At 59.6% G+C, this 20356-nt stretch carries 13 protein-coding genes, 2 tRNA genes and 2 pseudogenes; 3 read left to right on the top strand and 14 right to left on the bottom strand.

Annotated features, from left to right (window positions below):
* Positions 1 to 40: 40 nt before the first annotated feature.
* Positions 41 to 3334, bottom strand: a complete 3294-nt coding sequence (locus CE491_RS25215; protein WP_110951045.1) for a transglutaminase family protein — start codon at positions 3332 to 3334, stop codon at positions 41 to 43.
* A gap of 170 nt (positions 3335 to 3504) precedes the next feature.
* Complete coding sequence (locus tag CE491_RS25210) at positions 3505 to 3954, bottom strand: hypothetical protein (RefSeq protein WP_110951044.1); 450 nt, start codon at positions 3952 to 3954, stop codon at positions 3505 to 3507.
* A 193-nt stretch (positions 3955 to 4147) separates the two neighbouring features.
* Between CE491_RS25210 and CE491_RS25205 the strand changes: the two genes are divergently transcribed.
* Positions 4148 to 4636: an Hcp family type VI secretion system effector gene (locus CE491_RS25205; protein WP_110951043.1), complete on the top strand. Its 489-nt coding sequence runs from the start codon at positions 4148 to 4150 to the stop codon at positions 4634 to 4636.
* A gap of 61 nt (positions 4637 to 4697) precedes the next feature.
* Here the strand turns inward: CE491_RS25205 and CE491_RS25200 are convergent, their stop codons facing one another.
* From CE491_RS25200 to rnr, 8 genes are all read right to left on the bottom strand, one after another.
* Entirely contained in the window at positions 4698 to 7007 is a 2310-nt protein-coding gene (locus tag CE491_RS25200; RefSeq protein ID WP_110951042.1) for a YgiQ family radical SAM protein, read from the bottom strand.
* Positions 7008 to 7402: 395 nt separating this feature from the next.
* Complete coding sequence (dnaB, locus tag CE491_RS25195; protein ID WP_110951041.1) at positions 7403 to 8800, bottom strand: replicative DNA helicase; 1398 nt, start codon at positions 8798 to 8800, stop codon at positions 7403 to 7405.
* Positions 8801 to 8948: 148 nt separating this feature from the next.
* Positions 8949 to 9395, bottom strand: coding sequence for a 50S ribosomal protein L9 (rplI, locus tag CE491_RS25190; RefSeq protein WP_110951040.1), 447 nt, complete (start codon positions 9393 to 9395; stop codon positions 8949 to 8951).
* 20 nt (positions 9396 to 9415) lie between these two features.
* Positions 9416 to 10312 (bottom strand): YybS family protein, encoded by an 897-nt coding sequence (locus CE491_RS25185; protein ID WP_110951039.1) that lies wholly within the window; start codon positions 10310 to 10312, stop codon positions 9416 to 9418.
* Between the two features lie 42 nt (positions 10313 to 10354).
* Positions 10355 to 10585: a 30S ribosomal protein S18 gene (gene rpsR, locus CE491_RS25180; RefSeq protein WP_037015707.1), complete on the bottom strand. Its 231-nt coding sequence runs from the start codon at positions 10583 to 10585 to the stop codon at positions 10355 to 10357.
* 28 nt (positions 10586 to 10613) lie between these two features.
* A complete protein-coding gene (gene rpsF / locus CE491_RS25175; RefSeq protein ID WP_062379020.1) occupies positions 10614 to 11036 on the bottom strand; it encodes a 30S ribosomal protein S6 in 423 nt (140 codons plus the stop codon).
* A gap of 281 nt (positions 11037 to 11317) precedes the next feature.
* Positions 11318 to 12076, bottom strand: a complete 759-nt coding sequence (gene rlmB, locus CE491_RS25170) for a 23S rRNA (guanosine(2251)-2'-O)-methyltransferase RlmB (RefSeq protein WP_110951038.1) — start codon at positions 12074 to 12076, stop codon at positions 11318 to 11320.
* The gene (gene rnr / locus CE491_RS25165) at positions 12073 to 14700 is read right to left on the bottom strand and encodes a ribonuclease R (protein WP_110951037.1); all 2628 of its coding nucleotides are present in this window, start codon (positions 14698 to 14700) and stop codon (positions 12073 to 12075) included. The genes rlmB and rnr overlap by 4 nt, the downstream gene beginning before the upstream one ends.
* A gap of 213 nt (positions 14701 to 14913) precedes the next feature.
* Here rnr and CE491_RS25160 point away from each other — a divergent pair.
* Both CE491_RS25160 and CE491_RS25155 read left to right on the top strand, forming a co-directional pair.
* A tRNA-Leu gene (locus CE491_RS25160) sits at positions 14914 to 15000 on the top strand.
* A 212-nt stretch (positions 15001 to 15212) separates the two neighbouring features.
* Positions 15213 to 15299, top strand: a tRNA-Leu gene (locus CE491_RS25155).
* Positions 15300 to 15462: 163 nt separating this feature from the next.
* Here the strand turns inward: CE491_RS25155 and CE491_RS31380 are convergent.
* From CE491_RS31380 to CE491_RS25140, 4 genes and pseudogenes are all read right to left on the bottom strand, one after another.
* A pseudogene (locus CE491_RS31380) lies at positions 15463 to 15969 on the bottom strand (methyl-accepting chemotaxis protein); the annotation flags it as partial.
* Between the two features lie 399 nt (positions 15970 to 16368).
* Positions 16369 to 16581: pseudogene (locus CE491_RS31375) on the bottom strand (methyl-accepting chemotaxis protein); the annotation flags it as partial.
* A 966-nt stretch (positions 16582 to 17547) separates the two neighbouring features.
* Positions 17548 to 18840, bottom strand: a complete 1293-nt coding sequence (locus tag CE491_RS25145; protein WP_110951035.1) for an adenylosuccinate synthase — start codon at positions 18838 to 18840, stop codon at positions 17548 to 17550.
* Positions 18841 to 18894: 54 nt separating this feature from the next.
* Positions 18895 to 20082, bottom strand: coding sequence for an ATP phosphoribosyltransferase regulatory subunit (locus tag CE491_RS25140; RefSeq protein ID WP_110951034.1), 1188 nt, complete (start codon positions 20080 to 20082; stop codon positions 18895 to 18897).
* Positions 20083 to 20356: the final 274 nt, after the last annotated feature.

The raw sequence follows: 20356 nt of genomic DNA, 5'->3' as shown, positions 1-20356 counted from the left end.
CCTGATGTGTGCGATCAGGCTGACTGTCCGGGCCGTGCTTTTATCGATGCAGACGCATATCCAGCGTCATGGGCAATTCATCGTTGATGGTCAGCGCAGGTATCGCCAGTTTGCCGGGGCTGTGGCCGACGCGGAAAAACCGCGACAGACGCCGACTTTCCGCTTCGTTGGCATTCACCGGCAGGGTCTCGTAGTTGCGACCACCAGGATGGGCGACATGATACTCGCAGCCGCCCAGCGAGCGATGCATCCAGGTATCGAGAATGTCGAAAACCAGCGGCGCGTGAACGGCAATGGTCGGTTGCAAGGCGTTGAACGGCTGCCAGGCGCGAAAACGCACCCCCGCTACGAACTCGCCGACGCGCCCGGTCGGTTGCAGCGGCACAGGGACGCCGTTGCATGTGAGCATGTAGCGCTGCGGCGGCAGTCCCGTGACTTTCAACTGCAGGCGCTCCAGCGACGAGTCCACGTAACGCACCGCACCACCGGCCGCGCCCTCTTCACCGAGCACATGCCACGGCTCCAGGGCCTGGCGCAGCTCCAGCTCGATACCGCTGACCGCATAATCGCCGACCTTCGGGAAACGAAACTCCAGATGCGCCGCGAACCATTCGGCGCGCACGGGATAACCGGCGGCATTGAGCTCGACGATGACGTCGGCGAAATCCTGCTCGATGAAATGCGGCAGCATGAAGCGGTCGTGCAGCTCGGTACCCCAGCGCGCCAGCTTGGCCGGCGCATACGGCTCGCGCCAGAATCGTGCGACCAGCGCCCGCAGCAGCAGTTGCTGCGCCAGACTCATACGCGCGTGGGGCGGCATCTCGAACGCACGCAGTTCCAGCAGCCCCAAGCGGCCCGTCGCGCCATCGGGTGAGTACAGCTTGTCGATGCAGAACTCAGCCCGGTGGGTATTGCCGGTGACGTCGATCAACAGGTTACGCAGCAGGCGGTCGACCAGCCATGGCGCACATTCTTCACCCGGCGCCGGCATCTGGGAGAAGGCGATTTCCAGTTCGTACAGCGAGTCGTTGCGCGCTTCGTCGACACGCGGGGCCTGCGAGGTCGGGCCAATGAACAGCCCGGAGAACAGGTAAGACAACGACGGGTGGTTATGCCAGTAGCTGAGCAGGCTGCGCAGCAGATCGGGCCGACGCAGGAACGGCGAATCCCCTGGCGTCGCACCGCCCAGCACGAAGTGGTTTCCGCCCCCGGTGCCGGTGTGGCGCCCGTCGATCATGAATTTTTCGGTGGTCAGGCGGGTCAGGCGCGCCTGTTCGTAGAGGAACTCGGTGCGTTCGACCAGCTCATCCCAACTGGATGAAGGCTGCACGTTGACTTCGATCACGCCTGGGTCCGGCGTGATACGGAAGTTAGCCAGACGTGGATCACTCGGCGGCTCGTAACCTTCCAGCAACACCGGGCAATGCAGTTCTTCGGCAGTCGCCTCGATCGCAGCCACCAGTTCCAGATAAGCCTCGAGGGATTGCAGCGGCGGCATGAACAGATATAGACGTCCATCACGCGCTTCGGCACTCAACGCCGTGCGGGTCAGCCAGTCGGCGGATTCGTCGACGACCGGTGTGCGTTCGGCGTGGGTGTCTTTTTGCTCGGTCAGGCTGTTGAGGCTGCTCTCGACATCATCGCGATCCGGCAGGTCAGGGAAGTCCTGGTTGTGGTCGGTGGGATGAATGTACGGATATTCCGCGGCCTTGACCCAAGGCTGTGAGGCCAGTGGCAAGCGATAACCCAGTGGCGAATCCCCCGGCACCAGACGGCAGTGCTCGTCACGCAGGAACCAGCGCCCGCTTTGCCAGCGATCATCAGCGGCGGTGCGGGCAAGCGGCAGGACATGACCGATGACCTTGTCCAAGCCCTGGGCGAAGACTTTGGTCAGCCGAGCGCGTTCCAGGTCATCGCTCAATCGCGAGTCTTCGGCGGTGACATTCTTCGGCAACGCGCCTTCGCGCCACAGGTAATAGAAATGGTCTTCATAGGCCGGAAAAACGTAACGCGCCGGCAGTTTCAGCCGTTCGGCGACGCTGCGCAGGAAACGTCCGGCCAACTCGCCGTCAGCGCCGTGATCCTGATTTTCGTCGGCGATCAGTGCATCGTTGCGCCATACCGGCTGGCCATCGCGACGCCAGAAGCAGTTCAGCGACCAGCGCGGCAATTGCTCGCCCGGGTACCACTTGCCCTGGCCGAAATGCACGATGCCCTGAGGGGCATAATGCTTGCGCATACGCTGATACAACTCGGCGGCAAGCACGCGTTTTTTCGGCCCCAGCGCGGCCGTGTTCCACTCGTCGCCGTCTCGGTCGTCGATGGAGACGAACGTCGGCTCGCCGCCCATGGTCAAGCGCACGTCGCTGGCGATCAGGTCGCTGTCGATCTGTCGACCCAGCGCCTGAATCTCCAGCCATTGTTCCTCGGTGTAAGGCTTGGTGACGCGCGGCGCCTCCCAGATGCGTTCCACCGACATTTCGTGGCTGAATTCGGTTTCACAGGGCTCGACCAGACCACTGATCGGCGCAGCCGAAGATGGCTCGGGGCTGCACGCCAGCGGAATGTGGCCCTCACCGGCAAACAGCCCGGACGTCGCATCCAGCCCGACCCAGCCTGCACCCGGCAGATACACCTCACACCAGGCGTGCAAGTCGGTGAAATCGACGTCGGTGCCGGAAGGTCCGTCCAACGCCTCGACGTCAGCCTTGAGCTGCACCAGATAACCGGACACGAACCGCGCAGCCATGCCCAGGTGACGCAGCAATTGCACCAGCAGCCAGGCGGAATCGCGGCAGGAGCCGGACGCGTTTTCGAGGGTAAATTCCGGCGTCTGTATGCCTGGCTCCATGCGAATCAGGTAACCGATGTCGTTGGCCAGGCGCTGATTGAGGTTCACCAGAAAATCGATGGCCGGCACGGGCGTGCGATCGATGCCGTCCAGATACGCCTGAAACTTCGGCGTCAGCGGCAGCTTTTCCAGATACGGCAGCAGTTCGTGATGCTCTTCCCTGGCGTAAGTGAACGGAATCTTTTCGGCGTAGGGCTCGAGGAAAAAGTCGAACGGGTTGAACACCGCCATCTCGGCGACCAGATCCACTTCGATGCGCAATTGGTCGGTCTTCTCCGGAAACACGAGCCGCGCCAGATAATTGCCCTGCGGGTCCTGTTGCCAGTTGATGAAGTGGTTTTCAGGCAGGACTTTGAGCGAATAGGACAACACACGCGTACGGCTATGCGCCGCCGGGCGCAAGCGCACGATCTGCGGACCCAGTTCTACCGCGCGTTCATAGCGGTAATGCGTGACGTGGTGCAAGGCAAAGTGAATCGACACGGCGTGCCTCCTGCGAGCCTGGACGGTAGCGAAACCGCGCAAGACTTATGCCAGCCAGGCAAGTCTGGCGCCTTCGGCGCTGATGGTGCTCGCTCAGCCAGGCATAGCACCATAATCGCGCCAGCTTCGGCGGATGGTGCAAGGGTCGCACGGAAATGAGGCGGGTGGGGTTATTTGCGGCGTTCGGCCTTTTGACGGCGAATTCTGGCCTGGCGGATTGCCATGAAGCGTTGGCGCTGATAACGCACCTCGACGCTGATCCGGCGCAGCTCACGGTGTCGAGCTGAATTCATAACCAGCAGCCCAAGCAGTGGGCAAAACACCCCCAGGAAATAGATGACCTTTTGTGGGCGGTGTTCGATGGTTGGCAGTGCCGCAAGCAAGCACGCGAGCAGCACCAGAACGACGCCCCATGTCCATTGGGGTCGCCCCAGGATGATGAAGAGATGGCAAAAACAGGCGATGACGATGACCACCGCCAAGGCTCGCTCAACCCAGAGGATGCTGACCTCTTGCGGTACATCTTTGTAAAACGCGTCGGCCACCAGCACGCCTGCCATCACCACAGACCCAAGCGTCGCGAATACGCCGCTGATGAAGATCGAAAAATACCCTTTCATGAACGAATCCTTTCACTCTGGCGTGTGCGCGAAGCGAGGGAGGATAGGCAGTCAATGGCGGAGTCGATGTAGGAAGGTTTTCATTCTGTTGTATGAACGGTCCCAAACTGCTTTGAACGTATTGCGGCCATGTCGCTAGTGAGAAAAGGTGCGCGTCGACAATTCGTCGACCACTGTTTTTCAGGGAGCGGTAATGGCAATCGATATGTTTTTGAAGCTGGGCGATATCAAGGGCGAGTCCAAGGACAGTGTCCACGCCGAAGAGATCGACATCCATACGATGCAGTGGGGCATGATGCAATCGGGCTCGATGCATCAGGGCGGCGGCGGCGGAGCGGGGAAGGTCAGCATGCAGAACCTGAATCTGAACAAGGCGCTGGACAAGGCCTCGCCCAATCTGATGATGGCGTGCTCCAGCGGCAAGCATTATCCGGAAGCGACGCTGACCGTGCGCAAGGCCGGCGGCACCAGCCCGGTGGAATACATGATCATCACGCTCAAGGAAGTGATGGTCGCGTCCTATCAGACGGATGCTGGCAGTAGCGACGAAACATTGCGCGAAACCATCGCGCTGAACTTCGGCAAGGTCGAAATCAGCTACCAGCCGCAGAAGGCCGATGGCAGCAAGGATGGCGGGCCGGTCAAGTACGGCTGGAACATCCGCGAAAACGTGAAGATGTAAAACGCAAAACGCCAGCTTGAAAGCTGGCGTTTTTTTCTTCACGACTACTCAACGAGGCCGGTCAGCGTGGAAACACGGGCTGGCGCGACGGCTTCTTGCTCTTGCCGCCCTTCCCGCCTTTGGCTGCATCGGCACGTTCCTTGGCTGCCTGCTTGTTGCGCGCGGCTGCCGCGGCCTTGGCTTCTTCACGTTTGTCCCACGGCTTGCTGCCGTCGCTGCCACGCTGCGGCAGGCCGATGTGTTGCGTGAGGATCTTGGTGGTCTTGGCGACCTTGTGGCTGCCAGCGGGCGTCGAGTTCTTGCGACGGGCGCTCTGGTAGCTGTCGGTCTCTGGCTGATGCGACGGAATCAGCTGATTCTTGCCCGGCCCGATGAGGTCGGAACGCCCCATTCGTTCCAGCGCTTCACGCAGCATCGGCCAGCCTTTTGGGTCGTGGTAGCGCAGGAACGCCTTGTGCAGACGGCGCTGTTCTTCGCTCTTGACGATGGTGACCGAGTCGCTCTTGTACGTGACCTTGCGCAGCGGGTTCTTGCCCGAGTGATACATGGCGGTCGCACTGGCCATCGGCGACGGGTAGAACGCCTGCACCTGATCAGCCCGGAAACCGTTGCCCTTGAGCCACAGCGCCAGATTCATCATGTCTTCATCGGTGGTGCCCGGGTGGGCCGCAATGAAGTACGGGATCAGATACTGCTCCTTGCCCGCCTCTTTCGAATACTTCTCGAACATGCGCTTGAATTTGTCATAGCTGCCAATGCCCGGTTTCATCATCTGGTTGAGCGGACCTTCCTCGGTGTGCTCCGGGGCGATCTTCAGGTAGCCACCGACGTGGTGTGTCACCAGCTCTTTTACGTACTCCGGCGATTCGACAGCCAGGTCATAACGCAGGCCGGAAGCGATCAGAATCTTCTTCACGCCCGGCAGCTCACGCGCACTGCGATACAGCTGAATCAGCGCCGAATGATCGGTGTTCAGATTCGGGCAGATGCCCGGGAACACGCAGGACGGCTTGCGACATGCGGATTCGATTTCCGGGCTCTTGCAGGCGATGCGATACATGTTCGCGGTGGGGCCGCCGAGGTCGGAAATGACGCCGGTGAAGCCTGGCACCTTGTCGCGGATCTCTTCGATCTCACGAATGATCGAGTCGTGGGAGCGGTTCTGGATGATGCGGCCTTCGTGCTCGGTGATCGAGCAGAAGGTACAGCCGCCGAAGCAACCACGCATGATGTTCACCGAGAAGCGGATCATGTCGTAAGCCGGAATCTTGTCCTTGCCGTACGCAGGATGAGGAATACGTGCGTAAGGCATGCCGAACACGTAGTCCATTTCCTCGGTGGTCATCGGAATCGGTGGCGGATTGAACCAGACATCGACTTCGCCATGCTTCTGGACCAATGCTCGGGCGTTGCCGGGGTTGGTTTCCAGGTGCAGCACGCGGTTGGCATGGGCATATAGAACCGGGTCGTTGCGCACTTTTTCCATGGACGGCAGGCGAATGACGGTCTTGTCGCGAGTCATGCGCGGGCTCGCCAGGATTTGCACGACCTTGGCTTCGTTCGGATCCTCAACCGGCCCCTTGTCTTGCTCGATGGCGCAGGCTTCGGTGTCTTGAGTGTTGACGTACGGATTGATGATCTTGTCGACCTTGCCCGGCCGGTCGATGCGCGTGGAATCGACTTCGTACCAACCTTCAGGCGTGTCGCGACGAATGAACGCGGTGCCGCGCACATCGGTGATGCTTTCGATGGTTTCGCCGTAGGACAGACGGTTGGCGACCTCGACGATCGCCCGCTCGGCGTTGCCGTACAGCAGGATATCGGCGCAGGCGTCGATCAGGATCGAGTTGCGAACCTTGTCCTGCCAGTAGTCGTAGTGCGCGATGCGGCGCAACGAAGCCTCGATCCCGCCGAGCACGATCGGCACGTTCTTGTAGGCCTCCTTACAACGCTGGCTGTAGACCAGGCTCGCGCGATCCGGACGCTTGCCCGCCATACCGCCGGGCGTGTAAGCGTCGTCGGAGCGGATTTTCTTGTCAGCGGTGTAGCGGTTGATCATCGAATCCATGTTGCCAGCCGCGACGCCGAAGAACAGATTCGGCTCACCCAGCTTCATGAAGTCGTCTTTGGACTTCCAGTCCGGCTGGGCAATGATCCCGACGCGAAAGCCTTGCGACTCCAGCAGCCGGCCAATAATCGCCATGCCAAACGATGGGTGATCGACGTAGGCATCACCGGTGACGATGATGATGTCGCAGGAATCCCAGCCGAGCTGATCCATTTCTTCCCGGCTCATCGGCAGGAAAGGTGCTGGGCCGAAACACTCGGCCCAGTACTTCGGATAGTCAAATAACGGCTTGGCTGCTTGCATGTCGATGACCAGTGTTCGTAATCAGGGAGGCGAGTTTCTCGTGGAAATTCGCGGGCGCGGAGAATAGCACAAATTTTGATCAAGTCCGACGGCGTAGGTCGGATTTGTGGTTGGCTTGAGATTGCTACTTTGGTGCCCTTTGGGCCATTCGCGAGCAAGCTCGCTCCCACATTTGCTTAAACGTGCCATGGCCTAATAGATCTAGTCGCCAGCTTTTGGGGCCAACCTAAAGATCGAGTTGGCCTAACACAAGGCGGGCAACGGGGTGCTTCAGACTGAGATACGTTGCAAAAAATGTGGGAGCGAGCTTGCTCGCGAATGGCCCAAAGGGCATCAAAGTAGCAATCCCACGCCCAGCTCCCAAGCCCAAGCCCAAGCCCAAGCCCAAGCCCAAACTATTCATCATCATCAAAGTTATAACTACCCGGCGCGAGGTTTTCGAAGCGGGTGTATTTACCGATGAACGCCAGCCGCACAAAGCCGATCGGACCGTTACGCTGTTTACCGATGATGATTTCAGCGATGCCCTTGTGCTCGGTTTCCGGGTGATACACCTCGTCCCGGTACACGAACATGATGACGTCGGCGTCCTGCTCGATCGCTCCGGATTCGCGCAAGTCGGAGTTGACCGGGCGTTTGTTCGGGCGTTGTTCCAGCGAGCGGTTGAGCTGGGACAGGGCCACTACAGGGCAGTTGAATTCCTTGGCCAGTGCTTTCAGGGACCGGGAAATCTCGGAGATTTCGTTGGTCCGGTTGTCACCGCTGGAGCCCGGAATCTGCATTAGCTGCAGGTAGTCGATCATGATCAGGCCGATCTCGCCGTGCTCACGAACCAGACGACGCGTTCGCGCGCGCATTTCCGATGGGCTAATACCAGCCGTGTCATCGATGAACAACTTGCGATCATTGAGCAGGTTCACCGCCGAGGTCAGGCGTGGCCAGTCATCGTCGTCCAGTTGGCCGGAACGGACTTTGGTCTGATCGATTCGACCGAGCGATGACAGCATACGCATGATCAGCGATTCGCCTGGCATCTCCAGCGAGAAGACCAATACGGCCTTTTCACTGCGCAGCACGGCATTCTCCACCAGGTTCATGGCGAAGGTGGTTTTACCCATCGACGGACGACCCGCGACGATGATCAGGTCGGAAGGCTGCAGACCGCTGGTTTTCTCGTCAAGGTCGGTGTAACCGGTGGACAAGCCAGTAATCCCCTCACCGAGGTTGAACAAGGTGTCGATGCGGTCGATTGCCTTGGTCAGCAGGTCGTTGACGCCTACCGGCCCACCGGTCTTGGGCCGCGCTTCGGCGATCTGGAAGATCTGCCGCTCGGCTTCGTCGAGGATTTCCTCAGCGGTGCGCCCTTCCGGGTTGAACGCGCTGTCGGCGATCTCGTTGCTGATGCCGATCAGCTGCCGCAGCGTCGCGCGTTGACGCACGATCTGGGCGTAAGCCTTGATGTTGGCGACCGACGGGATGTTCTTCGCCAGTTCCGACAGATAACCGAGGCCACCGACCTGTGAAGTCTGCCCTTCCTTGTCCAGTTGCTCGGACAGGGTCACCACATCGATGGGTAGGTTCTGATCGGCCAGTTTGGCGATGGCGCGGAAAATCAGGCGGTGGTCATGGCGATAGAAATCACCGTCCGAGACTTGATCCAGCACGCGTTCCCAGGCGTTGTTGTCCAGCATCAGACCACCAAGCACAGCCTGTTCGGCCTCGATGGAATGCGGAGGCACTTTCAGGGCAGCGGTTTGCAGATCGTATTGCTCGGGAGCGGAAATATCGTTCATGGCCACACGGAATCAGGGATTTGAATCAGGATACTCAGAAATGACAAAGGGCACGACCTGAGAACAGGACCGTGCCCAATGCTAACCGGCTGACGAGCAAGTCGCCAACCGGCCAGACTCCCGCACCAAGGCGCAGGAATCAAACTGCTTAAGCAGCCACCACAACAACGCGAACGGTAGCTTCAACATCGCTGTGCAGGTGCACGGCTACGTCGTATTCGCCAACGTTACGGATGGTGCCGTTCGGCAGACGAACTTCAGCTTTGGCAACTTCAACGCCAGAGGCGGTCAGTGCGTCAGCGATGTCGTGGGTGCCGATCGAACCGAACAGCTTGCCTTCATCGCCAGCGGTGGCAGTGATGGTCACTTCCAGCTCGGCCAGTTGGGCAGCGCGGCTTTCAGCCGATGATTTACGATCTGCTGCGGCTTTTTCCAGCTCAGCGCGACGCTCTTCAAACGCGGCCAGGTTGGCAGCGGTTGCAGCGGTGGCTTTGCCGAAAGGCAGCAGGTAGTTACGGCCGTAACCAGCCTTAACGTTTACTTTGTCGCCCAGGTTGCCCAGGTTGGCGATTTTTTCCAGCAGGATGAGTTCCATTTGGTAATAACCTCTTAACTTTAACCTTCACCGTTCGCAGAACCGTTATCGGCGTCCTTCGACGCCAGACGGCCGCGAAAATCAATCAGGCTGTCGACAATGGCAAACACCACCAGCAACGGATAAATCAGCTGCATGAACAGCACCAACGTGACATATAACCCCACCAGCCAGAACCGTGTCAGGCGCTTTGCAGCCACCAAACCGTGGATCAGGGCCAGCCCCGCGAACATGAGCGGCACACTGCACAACGGTGTCAACATCGCCAGCTGAGGACCGAAATTCGGTCCCACCAACATGCACACCAGCAGCACCAGCATCGGTGCCCGCGGGAGCTTCAAGCTACGAAATTCGCGCCCGAAGCCGCCAGGGTTATACAACAACGCCTGCCAGTAACGCCCAAGAATCAGGCATACCACGCTGACGATCTGCAGCAACGCTGCTATCAGGCCGTTAAGGACCGGTGTAATCAGTGCTCCCAGACGCGCTCGCTCTTCTACCGACATCTGCTGGTAGACATCACCGAAGACGTGGGGCAGGAGTTTCTGCAACTCCCCCGCCATGGCTTCGATGGGCTCGCGGAAAACCGCTCCCAGAATCACTGCGTACAACAATCCAAGCCCTACGCTGACCAGCAGCACACGAACCCAGGACTCGCTGGCGCGCAACACGGCCGCCAACCCCCATGAACCGAGCAACACCATCAGGGTGCGAGGTTCACCGAAATACCACCAGACCAAGGCCGGCAGCAGAGCCCAGACGAGTACGCTCATCGCGCCACTCAATCCGCGTCGCAGGAGCACAAGGCAACCTGCGGCAGCGCTCAACCAGAACAACAGCGGCAACGCCGCACATCCAACCACTACGAGAGTGGCCTGCACGCGGCCGCGCATGATGAAGTCAGCCATGGCGCGCATGCGATTTTTCCCTTACTGCGTTTTTGTCGACTGAACCTGGTTTCAGCGGCCGTGGCTGTCGGTGTAGGCCAGCAGGGCCAGGAAGCGGGCGCGCTTGATAGCGGTAGCCAGCTGACGCTGATAACGAGCTTTGGTACCGGTAATGCGGCTAGGAACGATCTTGCCGGTTTCGGATACGTAGGCTTTCAGGGTGTTGAGATCCTTGTAATCGATCTCCTTCACATTTTCAGCTGTGAAGCGGCAGAATTTACGACGACGGAAGAAACGTGCCATGTAATAGGCTCCTCAAAAGGTCCGTGGATTACTCGTCAGCGTTATCGCTGTTGTCGCTGTCATCACTGTCAACGCCTTCAGCGTCGGAGTGCTCAGGACGGTCGCGACGCTCACGGCGCTCACTGCGGTTTTCTTCAGCCTTGAGCATCTCGGACTGGCCGGTAACGGCTTCGTCGCGACGGATGACAAGGTTACGGATCACGGCATCGTTGTAACGGAAGTTGTCTTCCAGCTCGGCCAGGGCCTTGCCAGTGCACTCAACGTTCAGCATCACGTAGTGAGCCTTGTGAACATTGTTGATTGCGTAGGCCAGTTGACGACGGCCCCAATCTTCCAGACGGTGGATCTTGCCGCCGTCTTCTTCGATCAGCTTGGTGTAACGCTCAACCATGCCGCCGACTTGCTCGCTCTGGTCCGGGTGAACCAGAAAGATGATTTCGTAATGACGCATGAATGCTCCTTACGGGTTGTAGCCTGCCGCCAAAGCGGTCAGACAAGGAGTGAATAACACTGGTTTATCTTGCACAGGGACAGGCACATGAGCGCCTGCCGTGACAGCAAGGGGCGCAATTGTAGAGAAGGGCCGGAGACGGCGCAAGGAGATTGGTGAATATTCGAACAGAGCCCAGAGCCACTTAATTTGTAGGAGCGCGCTGGCCGCAAAGGCCATGACGCGTGCCTGACACGCCGCATTGGCGGCGTTACCGCGCGCAAGCGTGCTCCTACAGGGCGTTATTTCCTGGCTGCCGCCTTCACGCCGCGCTGACGCATCGCTTCGAACAGGCAGACGCCAGTGGCCACTGACACGTTCAGGCTACTGACGCTGCCCGCCATCGGCAGGCGAACCAGATAATCGCAATGTTCGCGGGTCAGACGGCGCATACCCTTGCCTTCTGCACCCATGATCAGGATCGTCGGGCCGGTCAGGTCCTGCTGATACAACTCCTGCTCAGCTTCCCCTGCGGTACCCACGACCCACAACCCGCGCTGCTGAAGCTTCTCAAGCGTGCGAGCCAGATTGGTCACTGCCACCAGCGGAATCACTTCTGCCGCGCCACACGCTACTTTTCGTACAGTCGGGGTCAGCGTGGCGGACTTGTCTTTCGGCACGATCACAGCCAACGCACCTGCTGCGTCAGCTGTACGCAGGCAAGCGCCGAGGTTATGCGGATCGGTCACGCCATCGAGTACCAGAATCAGCGGCGCGCCTTCGGTGCGGTCCAGCAACTCGTCGAGCATCGCCTCGCCCCAGACCTGGCTCGGACTCACATCCGCCACCACGCCCTGGTGAACACCCTCAACCCAGGCGTCCATCTCGCGGCGTTCGGCCTGACCGACCGAAACGCGATTTTGCGCTGCCAGATCAATCAATACCTGCACACGCGGGTCACTGCGCCCCTCAGCCAGCCAGATTTGCTTGACCCGCTTCGGATGGTGGCGCAACAACGCTTCCACGGCATGCACACCGTAGATTTTTTCCAGCTGACTCATGACTTCGCCTTAGGTTTACGCACCCCGCCGCTCTTGGCAGCCGGGGCCGAGCCCGTTTTTGACGGACCCTTACGGTGTTTACTCGGTTTTCCAGTTTTGGCTGCCGGAGCGGAATCACTCCGTGGCGGCTTTCCCGACGACGCCTTGCTACCACCCTTCGCTTCTGCCAACAGCGCCTTTTTCATCTCGCGACTTTTGCGCACTTCGGCGTTTTTTGCAGCGGCGTCGCTTGGACGATAGGCCTCAACGACCGGCTCCTTGCTGGCGCTACGACGACTTGGCCGGGACGCACTGGCTTTTTCTTTCTCTTTCTCTTTCTCCACCGGAGCAGGCTCCGCAGCCCTGCGCTTGCGACCGATCGGCGCGCTGGTGGTTTTTTCCGACATTTCGAAGTCGATCTTGCGCTCGTCAAGGTCGACACGCATGACGCGAACCTCAACGGTGTCGCCCAAGCGGAAGCTACGACCGGTGCGCTCACCCGCCAGGCGGTGGTGAACCGGGTCGAAATGGTAGTAATCGCCCGGCAGCGCCGTGACGTGGACCAGACCCTCGACGTAGATGTCGGTCAGTTCGACAAACAGGCCAAAACCGGTCACCGCCGTGATAACGCCAGGAAACGACTCACCCACGCGATCCTTCATGAACTCGCACTTGAGCCAGTTCACTACGTCGCGGGTCGCTTCATCGGCCCGGCGTTCGCTCATCGAGCACTGTTCGCCCAATTGCTCCAGCCCGGCTTCGTCATACGGATAGATGCGCGCTTTCGGAATCGTCGGAGCACCTGCACGGCGAACGTGCGGGGTTTCCTGCTTGGAACGGATGACGCTGCGAATCGCGCGATGCGTCAGCAGGTCGGGGTAACGACGAATTGGCGAGGTAAAGTGCGTATACGCCTCGTAATTCAGGCCGAAGTGGCCGTTGTTGTCGGAGCTGTAAACCGCCTGACTTAACGAGCGCAGCATGACGGTCTGAATCAGGTGGTAATCCGGCCGATCCTTGATGGTCTCCAGCAGCGCCTGATAATCCTTCGGCGTCGGGCCGTCTTTACCTTTGTGAAGGGACAGACCCAGTTCACCAAGGAAAGCGCGCAGTTTTTCCAGGCGCTCAGGCGGCGGGCCATCGTGGACGCGATACAGCGCCGGAATTTCGTGCTTCTTGAGGAATTCCGCAGTGGCCACGTTGGCCGCCAGCATGCATTCCTCGATCAGCTTGTGAGCATCGTTGCGCGTGGTCGGACGAATTTCCGCGATCTTGCGCTCGGAGCCGAAGATGATCCGGGTTTCCTGGGTTTCGAAATCGATCGCCCCGCGAGTATGGCGTGCGGCCAGCAATACTTTGTACAGCGCATATAGCTGCTTGAGATCCGGCACGACTTCGCTGTACTCGCCACGAAGCTGTCTGGCTTCGGTGGTTTTCGGGTGTTCGAGGATCGAGCTGACCTTGTCGTAGGTCAGGCGCGCATGGGAGTGGATCACCGCCTCGTAGAACACGTAGTCGGTCATCTCGCCGGATTTGGAGATGGTCATCTCGCAAACCATCGCCAGGCGGTCAACCAGTGGGTTCAGTGAACACAGGCCGTTGGACAGCTGCTCAGGCAGCATCGGAACCACGCGCTCGGGGAAGTACACCGAGTTGCCGCGCACTTGCGATTCGGCGTCCAGCGCCGAACCGATCTTGACGTAGCTGGAAACGTCGGCAATGGCCACATAAAGCTTCCAGCCGCCGGAGAAAAGCCGCAGTTTGCCCGGTTTGGCCTCGCAATAGACCGCGTCGTCGAAGTCGCGGGCGTCTTCGCCGTCGATGGTGACGAACGGCAGGTGACGCAGGTCGACGCGATGCTCCTTGTCTTTCTCCTCGACTTCCGGCTTGAGCTTGGCCGCCTCCTTGAGCACGGCTTCAGGCCAGACATGCGGGATATCATAGGTACGCAACGCGACATCGATTTCCATGCCCGGCGCCATGTAGTTGCCCACGACTTCGACCACGTCGCCTTGCGGCTGGAAGCGCGGCGTAGGCCAGTGGGTGATCTTCACTTCGACGAACTGACCGACTCTGGCGTCGGCGTTGCGGCCCGGGGTGACCAGCACTTCTTGCTGGATCTTCGGGTTGTCCGGCACGACGAAGCCAATGCCGCTCTCTTCGAAATAGCGACCGACCACGGTTTCGTGCGCACGGGAAATGACTTCGACGATCACGCCTTCGCGGCGGCCGCGGCGATCAAGCCCGGAAACCCGCGCCAGCGCACGGTCTCCGTCGAATACCAAGCGCATTTGCGCCGGGCTCATGAACAGGTCATCGGAACCGTCGTCGGGGACCAGAAAACCGAAACCGTCGCGGTGGCCGCTGATCCGACCCAGGATCAGATCCAGCTTGTCCACTGGCGCGTAGGTGCCTCGGCGGGTGTAGATCAATTGCGCATCGCGCTCCATTGCACGGAGACGGCGGCGCAGGGCCTCGATCTGATCTTCAGTCGTCAGGCCAAATTCTTCCACCAGTTGTTCACGCGCTGCGGGCGATCCGCGCTCGGACAGGTGCGCCAGAATCAGCTCACGGCTAGGGATGGGGTTTTCGTATTTTTCCGCTTCACGAGCGGCCTCGGGATCGAGGGACTGCCAATCGGCCATTAGAATGAGTTCACCTTATCTGTATGCAATTAGTTTGGCATATACCAGATTGAAACGCTAAGACAGCATTTGCTGGGACTTTTCGCTATTTCAAAAAAATTTCATTCGAGGGGTTTACAGCCCCGACTCTCATCCGTAAGATGCGCCCCACAACGAAGGCACTGCCAAGTTGTAGTTGAAATCAAACGAAATATCGAATGAAATCAATGCATTGCCCAGATGGTGAAATTGGTAGACACGCCAGCTTCAGGTGCTGGTGACCTTACGGTCGTGGAAGTTCGAGTCTTCTTCTGGGCACCAATTTAAACGAAACCGAGCCAAGTGCTCGGTTTTGTGCTTTCTGGAGTTTGAAAACTCTGCCCTGCAAAACAGCTTTGAGCATAGATCAGTTCATCGTCGCCGTCTTGCCGCACCCGCGTCCCGAGGTTGACCTTATCTAAATTTCGCCCTACACCAAAAATTCTCAAAATCTTGTTGCATTGGGGCGAAAAATCTAATTAAATCAGCGCCATGCCCAGGTGGTGAAATTGGTAGACACGCCAGCTTCAGGTGCTGGTGACCTTACGGTCGTGGAAGTTCGAGTCTTCTCCTGGGCACCAAACGAAACAGAACCGAGCCAAGTGCTCGGTTTTGTGCTTTCTGGGGTTTGTAAATCTCATCTCGCATCGCCCCTGTCCGTCCGGTTTGCTGGCGGTTGCGCTCGTGAGATCGCCGCCGTCCGCCAGCCATGCTGCTACAGGGATGTACATCAATCAGGGCGACTCAAGCCCGGAACTGCCCCAGACTTGCCTTCAGTTGCGCCGCCAATTTGTCCAGGGTCTTGCCGCTGGCGGTTGTTTCCACGACAGCCTGTGCCGCCTTCTCCGCCTGGGCATGAATCACTTCAACGCGCCCTCTCACCGCCTGGGCACCCTGCGCCTGTTGCTCAGCTGCGCGTGTCGCCAATCCAATAGCCGCATGCACCTGCTCGACCGAAGCCTGTACGGTTTTCTGCAGGCGCGCGCTGTCACGCAGCACTTCCAGGCCCTCTTTCGCCTGACGCCCGGCTAGCCCGATGGTGGCCACAGCCTCCTTCGCGCCGGATTGCAGCTTGGTGATGTGCTCCTGAATATCGCCAGTGGAACTCTGCGTTTTGCTGGCCAGCGCGCGAACCTCATCGGCGACCACCGCAAAGCCGCGTCCTGTCTCACCTGCGCGCGCCGCTTCGATGGCCGCGTTGAGCGCCAGCAGGTTGGTCTGCTCGGCGATGCCATGAATCACTTCAAGCACGACCTCGATCTGTTCGCTCTGCTGTGCCAGACGCTCGATAACCTGGGCACCAGCCTCAACCTGACCTGCCAACGCCTCGATCAGATTACCCACCTGATTCGAGGTGCGAGTGTTCTCGTCGGTGGCCTGGCGGATATCCACCACTTGCTGCAATGCGGCCTGCATCGCCTGACTTTCGGCCTGGGCCTCGTCAGCCATCTGCGCCAACGCCTGAAGGCTCGCGGCCACTTCATCACGCTGCAACTCGGCCGCCGCATCGGCGCCCGCATTGCGCTTGCTCATGGCACCGATTTCGACACCTGTCTGCTGCGCAACATCGCCCGCCTCGCGCACGATGGGCTGCAACTTGTCGACGAAACGGTTGACCGCCGAGGCCATATCGCCGATTTCATCATTGCTGTTGAGCTTGACCCGCTTGGTCAGATCGCCCTCGCCTGCCGCCAGATCGTCGAGCGCGCGGATGAGCAATTGCAGGCGCAATACGACGCGACGCCCCAGCACTACAGCCAGTACCAGCAATACACCCAGGCCAACCAACGCAAGGCCGACACCGATTCTCCAGCGCAGCTTTTCAGCCGCCTCTTGAACCGTGGAGTTGGTATTGGTTGCCATGGCTGACGCGGCCGTCTGAGCAGTTTGCAGCCGGGAACGCAGGGCGGTAGAGCTTTCCGCCGCCGCACCACCCAGGCTGTCGGACACCAACTGCTCGCCATTGCCGATCAGGGCTGTGAAGCGTTTATCAAGGGCGGCCAGATTGGTTTCGACTTCAGCGGTCGACACGCCCATGCGCACCTTGCCGATTTCCACTCCGTTGGGGCTGATGGAGGCTTCGACGTAATACAGCGATGGATCTTTCTGCGCGGCGTTCAACACCTTGTCCATCGCCCGTTCACCCTCGCCCTTGGCCAGCAACGCCTTGATCGATTCGTTCTCGCGGTTGAGGTAACGGGTCAGGTGCTCGCCTTGCGCATCGTCATACACCACGAACAATACGTTGGGATTACGCTGGGCGCGGCGTGCGAATTCGGAGAGGGTCGGGGTGTCGCCATCCCACATGGCACGTGGAGCCACAGCGGCAAGAAGCTCCGCCATGTCGGTGGCGGAATTCTTCAGGTCCGTTTCCAGCGTGGTACGCAGTTGCTTCTGTTCATCCTTCAGACGCGTCGAAAGCCCTGCGCTCAAACGCTGACGGGTATTTTGCGAAAGGCTGTCCAGGCTGGACGTTACGTCACGGTTTGCCTGCTCCAGCTCGCCCGACAAGTGTTGCGAATCTACACCCAGGCGCGTAGCAAGGTCCGCCTCGAGCGCAGTCACCGTGCTCCGGGTCAGGGCGACTGCCACCAGGACTTGCACCAAAAGGGCAATGCCGAGGGCAATGAATACGGGCCGCAGCAAGCGGCTGCGAAGAAGCGAAAGGACGGCTGACACTGGAGACTCCCCCACAACAAACGCCATTAAAATGATGGCATCTTTTATGACGGTATTTACAGCAAGGGCCGTGCCGTTATTGTGATCAGGATCAAGCAGGCAAAAGAAAGGGCCGCATGAGCGACCCTTTTCTTTTATTTCAATGACTTATCAGTCGAAGGGGTGACGCAGAACGATGGTTTCGTTGCGATCCGGGCCCGTCGAAATAATGTCGATCGGTGCGCCGACCAACTCTTCCAGACGCTTAATGTAAGCGCGGGCGTTGGCTGGTAGCTCTTCCAGGGTCTTGGCGCCCAGGGTCGATTCAGTCCAGCCCGGCACCTGCTCGTACACCGGCTCCAGGCCGATGTAGCTGTCGGCATCGGTCGGCGCATCAATCACAGCGCCGTGTTCGTTCTTGTAGCCCACGCAGATGTTGATGGTTTCAAGACCGTCCAGAACGTCCAGCTTGGTCAGGCAGATACCCGAGATGCTGTTGACGTCGATGGCGCGACGCAGGATAACCGCGTCGAACCAGCCGCAACGACGAGCACGACCGGTAGTGGCGCCGAACTCATGGCCGCGCTTGGCCAGGAACGCGCCGACATCATCGAACAGCTCGGTCGGGAACGGGCCGGAACCTACGCGAGTGGTGTATGCCTTGGTGATGCCGAGGATGTAATCCAGGAACATCGGGCCGACACCCGAACCGGTCGCGATACCACCAGCGGTGGTATTGGAGCTGGTGACGTAGGGGTAGGTACCGTGGTCGATGTCCAGCAGCGAACCTTGTGCGCCTTCGAACATGATGTCTTTACCAGCGCGACGCAGAGCGTGCAGTTCCGCTGTGACGTCGAGCATCATCGGCTTGAGCAACTCGGCGTATTCCATGCACTCATCGAGTGTCTTCTGGAAGTCGACCGCAGGCTCTTTGTAGTAATTGACCAGTACGAAGTTGTGGTAATCCAGCAGCTCGCCCAACTTGGCAGCGAAACGCTCACGGTGGAACAGATCGCCGATACGCAGGCCGCGACGCGCGACCTTGTCTTCGTAAGCCGGGCCGATGCCACGACCGGTGGTACCGATCTTGTGCTCGCCACGGGCCTTCTCACGGGCCTGGTCCAGCGCCACGTGATAGGACAGGATCAGCGGGCAGGACGGGCTGATGCGCAGACGCTCACGCACCGGAATGCCCTTCTCTTCCAGCTTGGTGATTTCGCGCATCAGGGCGTCAGGTGCCACGACCACACCGTTACCGATCAGGCACTGCACGCCTTCGCGCAGCACACCGGACGGAATCAGGTGCAGAACGGTTTTCTCGCCATCGATCACCAGGGTGTGACCGGCGTTGTGGCCGCCTTGATAGCGAACTACCGCGGTAGCATGTTCGGTCAGCAGATCAACGATCTTGCCTTTGCCCTCATCACCCCATTGGGTGCCCAGGACTACGACATTCTTACCCATAACACTTGTCCTCATTCACGCAAACTTGGTGCCGGCTGCCGCCGACTGGAAAACTCAAGAGGCCAGCGGCATTACCTGCCAAAGCTCGCCATGCTGAATCAATTGCCGATCGCAGTCGGCTTCTTTCGCTGCCGAAGCCGGTTGGCCGGGCAATGCCTGAACCACGCGCTGACCTTCGCTACGCAACTGGCAGACTTTCTGCCAAAGGGCCGCATCGGTGCTGTCAGGCATCCAGATACCGCCAGACGGTAGCTCGATCTGTGCCTGCCCCAGCGTGACCAGGGTTTTCAAATCGGTAGAAAAGCCCGTTGCCGGACGCGCGCGACCGAAATCGGCACCGATGTCATCGTAGCGACCGCCCTGGGCGATCGATTGGCCGACGCCCGGCACGAACACCGCGAACACCACACCCGTATGGTAGTGATAGCCGCGAAGCTCGCCGAGGTCGAAGTACAACGGCAAATCCGGGAAGCGAGCCGACAGACGTTCCGCGATCTCCAGCAGATCGTCCAGCGCCTCGGTCACCGGGGCCGGAGCCCTGGCCAGACGATCACGAGCAGCGGCCAGCACTTCACGGCCGCCACACAGATCGACCAGCGCACGCAACATGGCCGCCAGATCTGCCGGCAGGTTTTCAGTCAGCGCGATGACTTCGTCAATCGCTTTGCGCTGCAAGGCATCGAACAGCTGCTGCTCGACTTCACCGGACAAACCAGCCGCACGGGCCAGGCCGCGGTAGATGCCGACATGGCCCAGGTCCATGTGAACGTCCGGCACATCCGCCAGTTGCAGCATAGCCAGCATCAGGCTGATGACTTCAACGTCGCTGCTCGGGCTGGCATCGCCGTACAACTCGGCGCCCAGTTGAATCGGACTGCGCGAGGACGAAAGTGCACGTGGCTGTGCATGCAGCACGCTGCCTGCATAACACAGACGGCTCGGGCCTTCACGGCGGAGGGTATGCGCGTCGATGCGGGCGACCTGCGGAGTGATGTCCGCGCGAAAGCCCATCTGCCGACCCGACTGCGGGTCGACCACTTTGAAGGTGCGCAGATCCAGATCCTGGCCAGCACCTGTGAGCAGTGATTCAAGGTATTCGATGTGCGGGGTGACGACGAACTCATAGCCCCAGCTCTGAAACAGATCCAACACCTGACGACGCGCCACTTCAATGCGCGCAGCTTCCGGTGGCAGTACTTCTTCGATGCCATCCGGCAGCAGCCAGCGGTCAACCGTTGCCATTACGCCTTTCCCCTATGATCCGGGCGGCCAACCCTTGGGCAAGCCTTGAGTGAAGCAGACAGCATTCAACCCAGCGAACGTGCCGGGAACGGTTAATCCCCGGACAAAATGCGCTGCAGCTTTGCGAACACTGTCCTCGAAAAAACTGCCGCGCACGAAATACGCCACGGCCAATCAATCGTGCAGACGCAAAAAAGCCGGGAATTTCCCGGCTGCCGCATCATACACACGTTTTGCCGCGCGATCACCCCGCCAGGCAGTTTTGCCGCCCGGC

The sequence above is a fragment of the Pseudomonas bohemica genome (assembly GCF_002934685.1).
Lineage (GTDB): Bacteria > Pseudomonadota > Gammaproteobacteria > Pseudomonadales > Pseudomonadaceae > Aquipseudomonas > Aquipseudomonas bohemica.
Note: the sequence above shows the minus strand (reverse complement) of the source record. Positions and strands in the feature narration are given on the sequence as shown.